Below are 13,324 nucleotides of genomic sequence, written 5' to 3'. Positions count from 1 at the left end.
CGAGCCCCTCGCCCGGCCCGGTACGGGTTGGAGCAGGAGCAGCCAGGAGAAGCCTCTGACCGTCCCGACTCCGGGCGCTCACGGTCGCACCAGACCCGCCGCCCGGAGACGACTACGCCGCCGCGCTGCCCTGATGGCCACTGGCCGGCATGCGTAGGGTGTGGTCGCCGAAGTCCGCGACCAGATCGAGCCTTCCCCCGAGCGCCTCCACGTAGCGGGCGATGACATCCAGAGTGGCCCCCTCACCGTGTTCGATCTGGGAGATCCGAGCGACGCTGACTCCCATCCGAGTCGCCACGTCCCGCTGGGTCAGCCCTGACTGCTTGCGCGCCTCGGCGAGCTGGTGGCCACGCGCCTCGGCGAGAAGCCGACGAGAACCTGCCTCCACCTCGGCGGGCTCCACACCAGCCGCGTACAGCTCCTGCTCCAGAGTTTCCCAGTCCTGCGCAGCCTTCTTGGACATGGCTACTCCCTCAGTCCTCGTCGCCGACGTAATCGTGGTAGAGCTGCTCGGCCAGTGGAATGTGGTCGCGGTACCAGCGATCCCAGTTTCCGGCCTTGTCACCGCCCAGAAGCAGCAGGGCCGAGCGTGTCGGATCAAAAGCGAAAATGATTCGAATTCCCGTACGCCCGCCCGATCCCGGCCTTAGCTCTTTCAAATGATGCAGCTCCGAGCCCTTCAACCGGTCCACGAGAGGGCGTCCCAAGGTCGGTCCCGCCTCGCGCAGGGCAGCCACAGCCTGCGCGACTTGAGAGGCCGAGTTCAGATCCTCCTTGATCAGAAGCCTGAACCACTCCGCATACTCATCGGTGACCTTGATCGCCCAGCTCAAGACGACTCCCTTCGACACCAGTACCGACCTTAAGGTTTTCCTTAAGTATCGGCAAGCGTCGACAGTCCGCCGTCACATACGGAGCCCGCAGGATCCCCCCATGGTGACTGCGATCGTCCACGAGTGGAGCGGCGAGGAAAGGTACAGAGCGCTCGACTCTTCTGAGGCCCCGGCGTCTGCTTCGGCTGTTGCACCGGCATCCAGACGGCCGGCTTCCGCACCCTGCCGCTCGGGCAGCAGGTCGATCTCGCCAGGGAAGTCCCCGACTTCAAGCAGGATGGGCATGACTACCGCGCGGTGAGCGTCCTGCCCAGGTCTGTCTGACATCCGCACCTGACATCAACGACGGTGCACAACTACGGCCCTCAACGGTCCGCCGTGTCACCGCACCCTTCACCGGGGCATGCAGCGGCACCCTGTTGATCGAACTCCTAAAGCGGGTGTCGCAGGTTCGAATCCTGCCGGGGGCACCGAAGAAAGGGCCGGCTCAGGAGGGGTTTCCTCCCGGGCCGGCTCTTCGGTGTGTCCAGGCGCCGGGCTCCTTACCCAGTCCGGTACGGGCCAGAGCAGGGGCGGCCGGAGGGGAGCTTCGCCCGCTCCGGCTCCTGGCGTTCACGGTCTCGTCGGAGCCATCCCCCGGAGAGGATTACGCGCCGCGCTGCCCTGATTGCCGCTGGCCGGTATGCGTGGGGTGTGGTCGCCGAAGTCCGCGACCAGATCCAGCCTTCCGTCGAGCGCCTCCACGTAGCGGGCGATGACGTCCAGGGGGCGCCCCCACCGTGTTAGATCTGGGAGATCCGGGCGACGCCGGCTCCTATCCGGGTGGTCACGTCCCGCTGGGCCAATTCTGACTGCTCAGAGGGCGTCTCATTTGGTGAGTCTGTGCGACGATTCGCCGGCCGGTAGGAAGCCATGTGGGGGGCCAGGCTGATGGAGTACGTCAATCTCGATGCGCGGGTCGGCGACCTGTCAGGGGTGTTGGATCCCTCTCGTTACCTGGAGCAACTGCCCTCGATCTGTGGTGATCTGCCGCCGGGTGCCCGGTCCTTCGCCACTGATACGGATCACTACGACTTCCGCAGCAGGCGATGTGTGAAGGACCTGACGCTTCGGGCCGTCCGGGGTGCCGGCGGTGAGGAGGTGGAGGTCGAGTTCCAGCACAACTGCTGGAAGCACGACCAAGACCTGCTGATCCGCTATGCGGGAGTTTCCGGCTTCATCATCGATCCCGCCGAGGAGGACCGGGGAACGGACCTCGGGGCTGTGATTCTCGATGAGATCCTGCCGTACAGGGGCGGCTGCAGTCACGAGATCGCCTGCTGGGACGGCACACTCACCGTTGTCTGCCGTGACCTCCAGGCGATCTGGACTGAGACCGTGTGTTCCAGCAAGCCATAGGCGGAGCACGTCGTGGGGATTGTCGAGCGGCTGGTGCCGGATGAGCTGTGGGAGCCGTTCCAGCGGGTGGTGCCGGAGGCGCCGTCGCGACTCCGGGGCGGCGGCCGGCGCCGGCACGGCGATCGCGAGGTGCTGGCCGCGATCGTGTTCGCCGGGGCCTCCGGCTGCATGTGGCAGCAGCTGCCCGCGGTCTCGTTCGGTCCGCCCGGCGCGACGGCCCACCGCCGGTTCACCGAGTGGACCAAGGTCCGGGTCTGGGCCAAGCTGCACCGCCTGGTCCTGGACGAACTCGGAGTCCGCGGCGAGTTGGACTGGTCGAGGTGCGCGATCGACTCGGTGAACATGCGGGCCCTGAAAAGCGGGGCCTGACGGGTCCGAATCCTGTCGACCGGGGGAGGTACGGGTCGAAGATCCATCGGATCACCGAGCGGACCGGTCTGCCCCTGTCCGTCGGAATCTCCGGCGCCGGTGTTCACGACAGCCAGGCCCTGATTCCGCTGGTGAGGGGCATACCGCCGATCCGGTCCCGCTGCGGCCCTCGTCGGGCGCAGGCCCGGCAAGCTCCACGCCGACAAGGGCTACGACTACCGCCACCTGCGGCAACGGCTGTCCCAGGCGGCATCCGGCATCGCATGCCCGCAAGGGCGTCGAGACCTCGCAGCGGCTGGGACGGCACCGCTGGACCATCGAACGCACCGTGGCCCGGCTCGCCGGCTGCCGCCGCCTCCACCGACGCCACGAACGCAGGGCCGACCGCTTCCCGGCCTTCGCCAGCATCGCCTGCACCTTGATCTGCTACCGCCGACTCACCGAATGAGACGACTTCTTGGCTGGTGGCCACGTGCCTCGGCGGGAAGCCGGCAAGACCCTGCCTCCACCTCGGCGGGCTCCGCACCGGCCGCGTACAGCTCCTGCTCCAGGACTTCCCAGTCCTGCGCGGCCTTCCTGGGCATGGCTGCTCCTTCAGTCCTCGCCGCCGACGTAATCGTGATGGAGTTGCTCGGCCAGCGGAATGTTGTCGCGGTACCAGCGGTCCCGGTTTCCGGCCTTGTCACCGCCCGGGAGCAGCAGGGCCGAGCGGCCCGGGCCGAAGGCGAGGATGAGCCGGATCCGGGAGCGCCCGCTCGATCCCGGCCTCAGCTCCTTCGGATGAGGTGACTCGGAGCCCTTCAACCGGTCCGCAAAGGGGCGTCCCAAGGTCGGCCCCGCCCCGCGCGATCCCGCCTCCCGCGCTCGCTGACTTTCAAAGCGCGGCGTCGTAGGGGCTGGCGTCTCGTGATTCCCGCGATGTGCCGACGTGGTCAGCGGGAACGGTGACAGCTGGTCAGCGGGAACGGTGACGGCTGGTCAGCGGGAACGGTGACGGCTGGTCGGCGGCGGGTCGTCCGGCGTGGGGTCCTGGTGTCGGTCGTCTCCTGACGGCATCGGGCCTTTCCCGGAGCCGGGATGGCGATGGTCTCAGCGCCAGTCGTCGATCACGTAGGCGTCCGGGTGGCTGTAGCCGGGTTCGTTGGGCTTGTGCATGGCCACGCCTTGCAGCCAGGTACGGAAGCCGCGGTCGGCCATGCGCCGGTAGGCGTCCTGGCGGGCCAGGTTCATTCCGGCGTCCAGTTGTCCCAGTCCCCTCTCGGTGGCCAGCTGCTCGCACGCGTCCAGGAGTCGTTCGAACCGGTCCGCGGCGTCCGGGCCGGGGCGTACGGCTCCGAATTTGACGAAACACACGTCCTCACCGGCCTCCGATCCCGCTCCGCAGTGGCAGACGGCCAGGCCGTCGAGGCCGGAGTCGGCGCCTTCGAGGAGGATGGTGTCACCGAGTCCTTGCGCCTGTACGGCCGTGATCTCGCGTTCCAGGCTCAGGCCCTCGTGCACGGCCCCCGTCAGTGCGCGGCTGAGGCTCAGCGCGTCGGGCCGCTCGGCGGCGGCCAGCTCGCCGTACAGCACTCGGCCGGGGACCGCGGCACCGGCGGTGACCTGTTTCTTCATGATGGCGGTGAGGAATCGGGGCCAGAAACCGTACCGGCGGTAGAGCTCGAGGTGCTTGGGACTGTGCGAGAAGGTGAACAGGCCGAGGTGGCGGTTTCCCCAGGTGTCGAAGCAGGCCATGACCGGTTCCATGAGGCGCCTGCCGATGCCCTGGTCCCACAGGTCCGGGCGTACGGTCAGCGGGCCGAAGAACCCGACGCTGCCCCAGTCGGTGGCGAAGTTCGTTCCGACGACCTCGCCCTCGACGGTCGCGGCGAAGGCCGCGTGCGGATCCGCCGCCCAGCGGGTGCGGACATAGTCGGCGGTCCCGAAGAAGGTCTCCGGCTCGGGGGCCCCGAGGAAGGTCCCGAAGGCGACCCTGAGGATCTCGTCGGCCCGGTCCAGGTCCGGCTCGGCCAGCGGGCGGACCGACACCGGGGCGGCGATACTCGTTCGCTTCGCTGCGGACATGATCGTTCTCCTTTCCGCCCCCGGTTCCATCGCACCACGGACGTGCGCCGCGGGCGAAACGACAGGGCCGGCGGCGGCTCAAGGACCGAGCGGCCGCGTTCCCCGACGACCGGACGGCCGTCTTCCGGCCGATCGACGCCCCGCCGGGCCCCGCTCCGCCGGGGCCTCCGAGGGGCCGGCGGAGCGCCGGCTGCGCCCGCTCCACCGCCTCGCCCCGCCACAGCCGCCACAGCCGTCACCGCCGTCACCGCCGTCACCGCCGTCGGCGAGTTCGCCCAGCGACCTGCTGAGTCCGCCATGGCCGCTCGACCTCGACTGGGTGATGTCGTCGTGGTGGCCGGCGCGGGGTCACTGGCCGACGGTTCCCGCCCGGTGCCGGTGCCCGTGGTGGCGACCGGTCCGGAAGGAGCCGCGGAACAGGCGGTTCCCGGCGTCCGCAGCTGACATCGACCGCACCGGGCGGGAGGCGCACCCGCCCCCGGCAACCGCGCTTTTCGGCCAACAGCACGCGCGGGCGCGCATCCGGCGTCCAGGGGAACGACGAGCGCCACGAACAGGCGGGAACGGCGGAGAAGTCCCTCCCCTTGCGCACACCCCGCGGCCCGCGTCCCCGCGGGTCGCCGCTCCGCCCGTGGAGGACGCGTCGAGCGGGGCTCCCTCGCATACCCGACGCTCGGGAGCGGACCGCTGAAGGCGCTGGGCTCCGGTGCCGGGACGCTGGGCCCCGGTGCCGGTCGGGAGCTGCCGGTCACGGACCGGCCGGTGCTGATCCCGCCGAGCGGACGTGCCCGGGGATCCGCGCCCGGGGGCCGGCCCGGGCCGGGAGCCCGTGGTCACGAACCGTCCCGCGGGCGCGCCGGACAGCGCCCTCGCCGACGGAGCCGTGTTCGGCCGGCCCTCCGCGCGGCTCGTCATCGCCTGCCGGTCCTGACGCGGGCGGGCGCGGCCTTCGGCGTGTGGAGCCGCGCCCGCCGAAGCGGGACCGGGGCGGTGCCGCAGCGCGGTGGTCAGTCCTGCGCGAGGTTCGCCTCACAGGTGGCGCACCTTCGCACGGCCTGCCGCCTCGGATTGCCCGCGGTGGCGGTCGCCGGAGAAGCACTGCTCAACCGCTCCCAGAGGCCGGGCGGAGGATCGGGGATCCACCCCCAGCGCGGCGGCTGTACGTCGTCCTCGGTCATGTGGTCGCACCATCCGGGCCGGTGCGCGACCTGGGCCGGGGAGATCAGGATCGTGTCCTCCGGGTGAGTACGCCACTGTGTCCGCCCGGACGTGCCCACCGAACGCGGGGCCGCCGACGCCGGCGCGGACGAGCCCGGCGGACATTCGCATCCGAGCCCGATGACGATCCTGCTGCCGCACTCGTCGCAGCGTTCTGCTTCCACTGGTCCCGTACCCCCTTCACGCGGTGCCGGATCCGGCCCGGCAGACGATCTTCCCGTCGGACTCGGCGAATCCGAGTGACTCGTGGAAGGCCCGTGCCCCTGATTGTCCCTGTCGGTCGTCCGCTCCACACGGCTGTGCCCGGGCCGCCGTGGCGGCGACGGCGCGGAGTTCGCCCATGGGACACGCTGCCGACGCCCTGCCGTCGGCAGCGTGTCGCGGACGGACAGCTCCTCGAGGAACAGGGGGCGCGGGGAACCGGCGGCCGGCCGGAGGAAAGAGTGGGCGGCGAGCCCGATGTCCCCGGTGAGCCGTCGGACGGCGCGGGGATTCCCGCGGTCGCCGGTGGAGGGGACACACGGTGGACGGCGTGGAGAGGCCGGGGTTCCTGCCCGACCCGGGGTTCCTGCCCGCCGCGGGCGCTCCGCGGAAGCGGTGCCCGGTTCGGCGGTGCCGGCGTGGTGCCGCGGGCCGCTCCCGGTGTGACCGCGTGGTTCCCCGGCCGTCGTCCCGCCCTGTCGCTGTCGCTGTCGGCCGCTCATTACCCCGTGGGTAATCGACCGCTCCTGCCTTCCCTGGCAGGGTCGAGCACACCGGCGGGAATCCCCGCCGGGAGCCGGCCGCAGCCGTGAGGAGAGCGCCATGTCCACCAAGCCCGCCGCCGGGGTGCGTCCGAACGCCCCCGCGGATTCCGTCGCCGAGGCCACCCGGGCCGTCGTGCGGGAGTTCCTCGCCGCCCGTATGGCCGGGGACACCGGGCGGCTCGTCGAGCTCTTCGCCGACGAGGTCGACTGGCTGCTCGCCGAGAACCCCGCCGTCCCGTGGATCCGCCCGCGGTCCACCGCCGCCGAATGCGCCGCCCAGGTCACGGACCTGATGGAGCACACCGTGCCCGAGGACGCACGCGCCTCCGTCGACGCCTTCCTCGTCGACGGCACCGACGCCGTCCTGACGGGACACGTGTCGGGGACCGTACGCGCGACGGGAAAGCACTTCGAAGGCCCGTTCGCACTGCGCCTCACCGTCGAGGACGGCCGGATCACCCGGCACCACCTCTACGAGAACAGCCTGTCGATCGCCCAGGCCTGCACCCCGTGAGGGCACGGACCGGCCGGGCCCGGTGAACGAGCACCGGCCGCGTCGCGCGGAGCGTCTACCGGGGCACCACCCCGCGGTCCGGCCCCGCGAGGAACACCTCCGCGGGACCGATCCGGCGGACCGCCCCCCTGCCTCGGAAGCGATCGCTCCCGGCCCCGAACCACACGGGCGGGCGGCGGCCGTTTCCGTACGGCAGCGGAGCACCGCGCCCCTCAGGACCGCAGCCGACCGCCGGTGGCCGCCGTCGGTCTCGGCTTTCCGGACCGCGGCGAGCCCGCGGCCGGGAGTCCGGGACGGGGGCGCTCACCGGGTCCACACCCGCTGGAACTCCTCGGCCGGGATGCTCTCCAGCGGGTCCTCCCCGGGGTCGATCGCCTGGTCCGTCAGGAAGCCGTGGTCGTCCTCCAGGTGCTCCCAGCTGTACCGGTGGCACCGGCCGGCCGGAGTCAGCTCGGCCTGCTTGACGACGATCAGCTCGCCGCCGTCGGGTACGGCCTCGATGTACCACGAACCGCCCTCCTCGTCGGTGTGGCGGAAGTGGTGCCGCAGGGTGGCGTTCTCATCGAGTGCCCGGTAATAGGCCCTGCTCTCCGCTTGGACGCGTTCCGGATCGATCACGGGGCCATCGTGCCGGCGAGCGCGGGTGCGCCGTGCCGACGTCCACGAGTGGCATCGACGGCGCCGGGTTTCGGCCCTCCCGGACGGTCCGGCACGGCCGGCGCGGCTCCCGGCCGTGCCGGGCCTCGTACAGGGGGCGCACCGGTGCGGTGGTGCCGGGCAGGGCGGCGCCGGTGCGGCGTGGCGTCAGGCGCCGGTCCGCCGCACGTCTCGTTTCACGGAGGCGATCACGGCGGCGATCACGGCGGCGACCGCGGCGGTCACGGCGAAGCTCCCCACCATGACCATCAGCACGCCGATCCCGAAGAGACCGCTGGCATCGTCCGACCAGTCGTAGCAGGTGGCAACGGTCAGGCCTGCCGCGGTGCCGAGCGCGGCGCCGATGACGCTGCGCCGGGAGGCCGCCCAGCACACCGGTATCAGCAGGGTCAGCACCAGTCCGATCACCTGCCACGCCTCGTACGGGCCGGTCGTCGTGCCGTCGGGCTGCACGTCCCGATGCTGGTCCCAGCCCAGCCAGGCGGCCCACGCCACCAGTGACACCCCGGCCGGCACGAGTACCGGCAGCAGTCGTCGAACGGGCTTGTGTATTCCTTGGCTCATGCCCCCAGCGTTTCGGCTCACCCGGTCACCGGCCAGAGCGGGAGTACTCAGGTACGCCCGAGTACATGAGGCAGGGGCGGACCGCGCCCCCGGCGGCCGGGGCAACCCGGGCGAGCGTCCGGGGGGCGCTCCCGGTGCGGACTCGCCGGTGCGCCGAAGCGCGGTGCGTGGAGCGGTCCCCCTCCGTGAGCCGCCGCGGGCGCGCGTGCCGTCCGGCTGCGCCGGACTTCGCCGTACCGCCCCCAAAGCGCCCGGTGCCGTGGGAAGGTGGCCGGGTGATGCTGGAGGACCTCGTCCGGCTGCGCCGGGCCCGTGACGTGATGGACCGCGACTACGCCAAGCCGCTCGACGTTCCGGCGCTGGCGCGCGTCGCCCTGATGTCGCCGGGCCACTTCTCCCGCAGCTTTCGCGCCGCCTTCGGGGAGACCCCGTACAGCTATCTGATGACGCGCCGGATCGAGCGGGCCAAGGCGCTGCTGCGGCGGGGCGACCTGACGGTGACGGAGGTCTGCTTCGCGGTCGGCTGCACCTCGCTGGGGTCGTTCAGCTCGCGGTTCACCGAGCTGGTCGGCGAGAGCCCGAGCGCGTACCGGGCCCGTCGTCATGACGAGGGCGCCGCCGTCCCGGCCTGCATCGCCAAGATCTACACGCGACCGGTCAGGAATGGAGAAGCCGCGGCCGTCTCCCCGCCCGTAGCGTGACGCGCATGGACATCAAGCTTTCGCAGTGTTTCATCGCCGTCGACGACCACGACAAGGCGCTCGCCTTCTACCGGGACGTTCTCGGCATGGAGGTGCGCAACGACGTCGGGTTCGAGGGGATGCGCTGGGTGACCGTCGGGTCGCCGTCGCAGCCCGACGTGGACATCGTCCTCGAACCGCCCCTCGCGGACCCGAACGCCTCGTCGGCCGACCGGCAGGCCGTGGCGGAACTGCTGGCCAAGGGCTTGCTGCGCGGTGTCATCTTCCAGACCGACGACTGCGACGCCACCTTCGAACGCATCCGCGCCGCGGGCGGCGAGGTGCTGCAGGAGCCGATGGACCAGCCGTACGGCGTCCGTGACTGCGCCTTCCGCGACCCCTCCGGCAACATGCTGCGCTTCAACCAGCCCCGCAAGCGGTGAGCTCCGGGCCCGGATGGTCCGGGCCCGCAGGCCGTGGCTGGAATTCTCCGGCCCGGATGCCCCGCTCCTTGCACCGGGGCACGGCTTCCGGCCATGGTCAGCCGGCTGGGGCGTCGCATCGCCCCGACCGGCCCCGGCCGGTGGCGTCGGGGCGTCCGCCGGGGAGGCCGTGCCGCCGCGGGGGGGGGACCGGACGGAGAGAGACGGACGCAGCGGAACAGACGCAGGAGCACCGGACGTGCTGCTCGGGTCCGGCCGGGTCGGACCGGGTCGGGCGGCGCCGGCGGAGGCCGTGAAGGCGGCTCCGCCCCACAGATGGAGACACGATGAGCATGGCCCCGAGGACGGAGGCGCGGTCGTCCGCGCCGCACGTCGCCGACAGCCACGATCTGATCCGCGTGCACGGCGCGCGCGAGAACAACCTCAAGGACGTCAGCGTCGAGATTCCGAAGCGCCGGCTGACGGTGTTCACCGGCGTCTCCGGCTCGGGCAAGAGCTCGCTGGTGTTCGACACGATCGCGGCGGAGTCGCAGCGGCTGATCAACGAGACGTACAGCGCCTTCGTGCAGGGCTTCATGCCGACGCCGGCCCGGCCCGAGGTCGACGTGCTCGACGGGCTGACGACCGTGATCAGCGTGGACCAGCAGCGGATGGGCGCCGACCCCCGCTCTACGGTCGGCACCGTCACCGACGCCCACGCGATGCTGCGCATCCTCTTCAGCCGGCTCGGGCAGCCGCACATCGGCCCGCCCAGCGCGTACTCCTTCAACACCGCCTCGGTCCGGGCCAGCGGCGCGATCACCGTCGAGCGCGGCGCCAAGAAGGCGGTGAAGGCGACCTACCAGCGCACCGGCGGCATGTGCACGCGCTGCGAGGGCCGGGGCTCGGTCACCGACTTCGACCTGTCGCAGCTGTACGACGACGGCAAGTCGCTCAACGAGGGCGCGCTCACGATCCCCGGCTACAGCGTCGACGGCTGGTACGGCCGCATCTTCAGCGGCTGCGGCTTCTTCGACCCGGACAAGCCGATCCGCGAGTTCACCGGGCAGGAGCTGCACGACCTGCTCCACAAGGAACCGACCAAGATCAAGGTCGAGGGCATCAACCTCACCTACGAGGGGCTGATACCCAAGATCCGGAAGTCGTTCCTGTCCAAGGACCGGGAGGCGATGCAGCCGCACATCCGGGAGTTCGTGGACCGGGCGGTCACCTTCACCACCTGTCCCGAGTGCGACGGGACCCGGCTCAGCGAGGCGGCCCGGTCGTCGAAGATCGACGGGATCAGCATCGCCGACGCGTGCGCCCTGCAGATCAGCGACCTGGCCGAGTGGGTCCGCGGCCTGGACGCCCCCTCCCCCGGCTCCGCGAGCCGCAGACACCCGACGATGGCGCCGCTGCTCGCCGCGCTGCGGCAGACCCTCGACTCGTTCACGGAGATCGGCCTCGGCTACCTCTCGCTGGACCGGCCGTCCGGCACGCTCTCGGGCGGCGAGGCGCAGCGCGTCAAGATGATCCGCCACCTCGGCTCCTCGCTGACCGACGTGACCTACGTCTTCGACGAGCCGACCATCGGCCTGCACCCGCACGACATCCAGCGGATGAACAGCCTGCTGCTGCGGCTGCGGGACAAGGGCAACACGGTGCTCGTGGTGGAGCACAAGCCGGAGACGATCGCGATCGCCGACCACGTCGTCGACCTCGGCCCCGGCGCCGGCACGGCGGGCGGCACCGTCTGCTTCGAGGGCACCGTCGAGGGGCTGCGGGCCAGCGGCACCCTCACCGGCCGTCACCTCGGCTACCGGGCCGCCCTGAAGAAGACGGTGCGCGAGCCCACCGGCACGCTGGAGATCCGCGGCGCGACGACGCACAACCTGCGGAACGTCGACGTCGACATCCCGCTCGGGGTGCTGGTGGCCGTCACCGGCGTCGCCGGTTCCGGCAAGAGCTCGCTCATCCACGGCTCCCTCCCGGCCTCGGCGGACGTGCTGGCGGTGGACCAGTCGCCGATCCGCGGCTCCCGGCGGAGCAACCCGGCGACGTACACCGGACTGCTCGACCCGATCCGCAAGGCGTTCGCGAAGGCCAACGGCGTGAAACCGGCGCTGTTCAGCGCCAACTCCGAGGGCGCCTGCCCCACCTGCAACGGCGTCGGCGTCGTCTACACCGACCTGGCGATGATGGCCGGTGTCGCCGTCCCCTGCGAGGAGTGCGAGGGCAGGCGGTTCCAGGCGTCGGTGCTGGAGTACCGCCTCGGCGGCAAGGACATCAGCGAGGTGCTGGCGATGCCGGTGGCGGAGGCCGAGGAGTTCTTCGGCGCCGGTGAGGCGCGCATACCGGCCGCGCACACCATCCTCGGCCGGCTCGCCGACGTCGGGCTCGGCTACCTCACCCTCGGCCAGCCGCTCACCACGCTGTCCGGCGGTGAGCGGCAGCGGCTCAAGCTGGCCGCCCACATGGCGGACAAGGGCGGCGACCGGCTCGTCCACGTGCTCGACGAGCCGACCACCGGTCTCCACCTCGCCGACGTCGAGCAGTTGCTGGGCCTGCTCGACCGGCTCGTCGACTCCGGCCGGTCGGTCATCGTCATCGAGCACCACCAGGCGGTCATGGCGCACGCCGACTGGATCATCGACCTCGGTCCCGGCGCGGGCCACGACGGCGGCCGGATCGTCTTCGAGGGCACCCCCGCCGACCTCGTCGCCGCCCGTTCCACCCTCACCGGCGAACACCTCGCGGCCTACGTCGGCGCCTGACACCCGGCCGGGGCCGGTGCGGCCGCCACGGGGTGAGCGCGGGCCGGGCCCGCCGGGAGCGGGGAGGGCGTCGGACGGCCCCTCGGACGATCGTCGCCCGAGGGGCCGTCCTGTGCGTCCGGGAAGGATCCCGGCGCCCTCACCGGCGCCGCCGGCTCACTTCTTTCCGCGGCGGCAGGCCAGCCACACGACGACCGCGGTGCCGGCCGCGGCCAGCAGCCAGGTGCGGTTGCCGCGGGCCGCCTCGGCGGTGCGAGCCGCCTGCTGCCGCACCGGCTCCGGGGCCTTCTCCTGGATCACCTGCCCGGCCTGGGCGGCCTTGGTCCGCGCCTGCTCGGCGGCCTGCGCCGCCTTGGCCTTCACCGGGTCGGGCACCTTGTCCTGCACCTTGCCCTGCACCTGGTGCGCGACGTCGGTGGCCCTGGTCCTCAGCTCTCCGGCCTTGACGCCGGCCTGCTGCCTGACCTGGGCCGCCTTCTCCTGAGCCAGGGTCTTCTTCTCCTGGAGCCGGGCCTTGACGTCCGTCTTCCCCGCCAGCGCCTCCACCGTCCGACCGAGCTCCTGACGGGTCTGCTCGACCTGCTCCCGCAGTTCCTCGGGGCCGGCGGCGGTCCGTTCGTCGTGAGGGGGCTGGGTCATCGCTGTGCACTCTCCTTGATCTCGGCCACGTCGGCCTTGACGCTGTCGATGGTCTGCTCGGGGGCGGGCGGGGCGCCCTGGCCGATCTGCTTCTTGCCGGTGAGGGCCAGGACCGCGGTGATCACGCCCAGTACGGCCGTCATGATCAGCGCGGCGGCCCATACGGGCAGCGGCACCGCCAGAGCGGCGATGGCGGTGGCCACCAGTGCCTGGAGGGTCAGGAAGCCGACGACGCCGGCGCCGCCGAACAGGCCGCCGCCCTTGCCGTAGTGCTTGCCCTTCTCCTTCATCTCCGCCTGCGCGAGCCTGAGTTCGCCGCGCACCAGCTCCGTCAGCTGCTGCGAGGCCCGCTGCACCAGCTCGCTCACCGGCTCCGCACCGGAGTCATGCCGCTCTCGCCCGGTCCCGACGTGCGTCTGCGCACTCGACACGACGATCACCTCCCG

13 protein-coding genes and 1 pseudogene are annotated in these 13,324 nt (G+C 71.7%); 6 read left to right on the top strand and 8 right to left on the bottom strand.

The window, feature by feature from the left end; all coding sequences use genetic code 11:
• Nucleotides 1-112 precede the first annotated feature (112 nt).
• A complete protein-coding gene (locus tag ACIBAI_RS11440; protein ID WP_399033143.1) occupies nt 113-463 on the bottom strand; it encodes a helix-turn-helix domain-containing protein in 351 nt (116 codons plus the stop codon).
• Nucleotides 464-473: 10 nt separating this feature from the next.
• Nucleotides 474-833, bottom strand: a complete 360-nt coding sequence (locus ACIBAI_RS11435) for a type II toxin-antitoxin system RelE/ParE family toxin (RefSeq protein ID WP_399033141.1) — start codon at nt 831-833, stop codon at nt 474-476.
• Between the two features lie 930 nt (nt 834-1,763).
• On the opposite strand from ACIBAI_RS11435, the gene ACIBAI_RS11430 reads away from it, so the two are divergent.
• Both ACIBAI_RS11430 and ACIBAI_RS11425 read left to right on the top strand, forming a co-directional pair.
• Nucleotides 1,764-2,231 carry a hypothetical protein gene (locus ACIBAI_RS11430; protein WP_399033139.1) on the top strand — a complete coding sequence of 156 codons (468 nt, stop codon included), beginning with the start codon at nt 1,764-1,766 and terminating at the stop codon, nt 2,229-2,231.
• Nucleotides 2,232-2,243: 12 nt separating this feature from the next.
• Nucleotides 2,244-3,048 (top strand): annotated as a pseudogene (locus ACIBAI_RS11425) (IS5 family transposase).
• A gap of 146 nt (nt 3,049-3,194) precedes the next feature.
• On the opposite strand, the gene ACIBAI_RS11420 reads toward ACIBAI_RS11425, so the two are convergent.
• Together ACIBAI_RS11420 and ACIBAI_RS11415 are read right to left on the bottom strand one after the other, a co-directional pair.
• Complete coding sequence (locus tag ACIBAI_RS11420) at nt 3,195-3,428, bottom strand: type II toxin-antitoxin system RelE/ParE family toxin (protein WP_399033137.1); 234 nt, start codon at nt 3,426-3,428, stop codon at nt 3,195-3,197.
• Nucleotides 3,429-3,689: 261 nt separating this feature from the next.
• Nucleotides 3,690-4,664, bottom strand: coding sequence for a GNAT family N-acetyltransferase (locus tag ACIBAI_RS11415; protein ID WP_399033135.1), 975 nt, complete (start codon nt 4,662-4,664; stop codon nt 3,690-3,692).
• Nucleotides 4,665-6,686: 2,022 nt separating this feature from the next.
• Between ACIBAI_RS11415 and ACIBAI_RS11410 the strand changes: the two genes are divergently transcribed.
• Nucleotides 6,687-7,142 carry a nuclear transport factor 2 family protein gene (locus ACIBAI_RS11410; protein WP_399033133.1) on the top strand — a complete coding sequence of 152 codons (456 nt, stop codon included), beginning with the start codon at nt 6,687-6,689 and terminating at the stop codon, nt 7,140-7,142.
• Nucleotides 7,143-7,445: 303 nt separating this feature from the next.
• Here ACIBAI_RS11410 and ACIBAI_RS11405 read toward each other — a convergent pair whose 3' ends face one another.
• Nucleotides 7,446-7,760, bottom strand: coding sequence for a hypothetical protein (locus ACIBAI_RS11405; protein ID WP_399033132.1), 315 nt, complete (start codon nt 7,758-7,760; stop codon nt 7,446-7,448).
• A gap of 186 nt (nt 7,761-7,946) precedes the next feature.
• The gene (locus ACIBAI_RS11400; protein WP_399033130.1) at nt 7,947-8,363 is read right to left on the bottom strand and encodes a hypothetical protein; all 417 of its coding nucleotides are present in this window, start codon (nt 8,361-8,363) and stop codon (nt 7,947-7,949) included.
• A 278-nt stretch (nt 8,364-8,641) separates the two neighbouring features.
• Here ACIBAI_RS11400 and ACIBAI_RS11395 point away from each other — a divergent pair, with 278 nt between their 5' ends.
• The 3 genes from ACIBAI_RS11395 (at nt 8,642) to ACIBAI_RS11385 (ending at nt 12,239) form a co-directional block, all read left to right on the top strand.
• On the top strand, nt 8,642-9,064 hold the full coding sequence (locus ACIBAI_RS11395) for a helix-turn-helix transcriptional regulator (protein WP_344603082.1): 423 nt from the start codon (nt 8,642-8,644) through the stop codon (nt 9,062-9,064).
• A gap of 5 nt (nt 9,065-9,069) precedes the next feature.
• On the top strand, nt 9,070-9,486 hold the full coding sequence (locus ACIBAI_RS11390; RefSeq protein WP_399033128.1) for a VOC family protein: 417 nt from the start codon (nt 9,070-9,072) through the stop codon (nt 9,484-9,486).
• A gap of 326 nt (nt 9,487-9,812) precedes the next feature.
• Entirely contained in the window at nt 9,813-12,239 is a 2,427-nt protein-coding gene (locus ACIBAI_RS11385; protein ID WP_399033126.1) for an excinuclease ABC subunit UvrA, read from the top strand.
• A gap of 156 nt (nt 12,240-12,395) precedes the next feature.
• Here ACIBAI_RS11385 and ACIBAI_RS11380 read toward each other — a convergent pair whose 3' ends face one another.
• Entirely contained in the window at nt 12,396-12,878 is a 483-nt protein-coding gene (locus ACIBAI_RS11380; RefSeq protein ID WP_399033124.1) for a DUF3618 domain-containing protein, read from the bottom strand.
• The gene (locus tag ACIBAI_RS11375; protein WP_399033123.1) at nt 12,875-13,246 is read right to left on the bottom strand and encodes a phage holin family protein; all 372 of its coding nucleotides are present in this window, start codon (nt 13,244-13,246) and stop codon (nt 12,875-12,877) included. Before ACIBAI_RS11375 ends, ACIBAI_RS11380 begins: the two co-directional genes overlap by 4 nt.
• Between the last annotated feature and the right edge of the window lie 78 nt (nt 13,247-13,324).

It is taken from the genome of Streptomyces sp. NPDC051041 (assembly GCF_044456065.1).
Lineage (GTDB): Bacteria > Actinomycetota > Actinomycetes > Streptomycetales > Streptomycetaceae > Streptomyces > Streptomyces glaucus.
Note: the sequence above shows the minus strand (reverse complement) of the source record. Positions and strands in the feature narration are given on the sequence as shown.

Bases quoted from the DNA above. Each gene is read 5' to 3' on its own strand.
- ACIBAI_RS11440 (WP_399033143.1), bottom strand. From the start codon at position 463: ATGTCCAAGAAGGCTGCGCAGGACTGGGAAACTCTGGAGCAGGAGCTG.
- ACIBAI_RS11430 (WP_399033139.1), top strand. From the start codon at position 1,764: ATGGAGTACGTCAATCTCGATGCGCGGGTCGGCGACCTGTCAGGGGTG.
- ACIBAI_RS11415 (WP_399033135.1), bottom strand. From the start codon at position 4,664: ATGTCCGCAGCGAAGCGAACGAGTATCGCCGCCCCGGTGTCGGTCCGC.
- ACIBAI_RS11410 (WP_399033133.1), top strand. From the start codon at position 6,687: ATGTCCACCAAGCCCGCCGCCGGGGTGCGTCCGAACGCCCCCGCGGAT.
- ACIBAI_RS11400 (WP_399033130.1), bottom strand. From the start codon at position 8,363: ATGAGCCAAGGAATACACAAGCCCGTTCGACGACTGCTGCCGGTACTC.
- ACIBAI_RS11395 (WP_344603082.1), top strand. From the start codon at position 8,642: ATGCTGGAGGACCTCGTCCGGCTGCGCCGGGCCCGTGACGTGATGGAC.
- ACIBAI_RS11390 (WP_399033128.1), top strand. From the start codon at position 9,070: ATGGACATCAAGCTTTCGCAGTGTTTCATCGCCGTCGACGACCACGAC.
- ACIBAI_RS11385 (WP_399033126.1), top strand. From the start codon at position 9,813: ATGAGCATGGCCCCGAGGACGGAGGCGCGGTCGTCCGCGCCGCACGTC.
- ACIBAI_RS11380 (WP_399033124.1), bottom strand. From the start codon at position 12,878: ATGACCCAGCCCCCTCACGACGAACGGACCGCCGCCGGCCCCGAGGAA.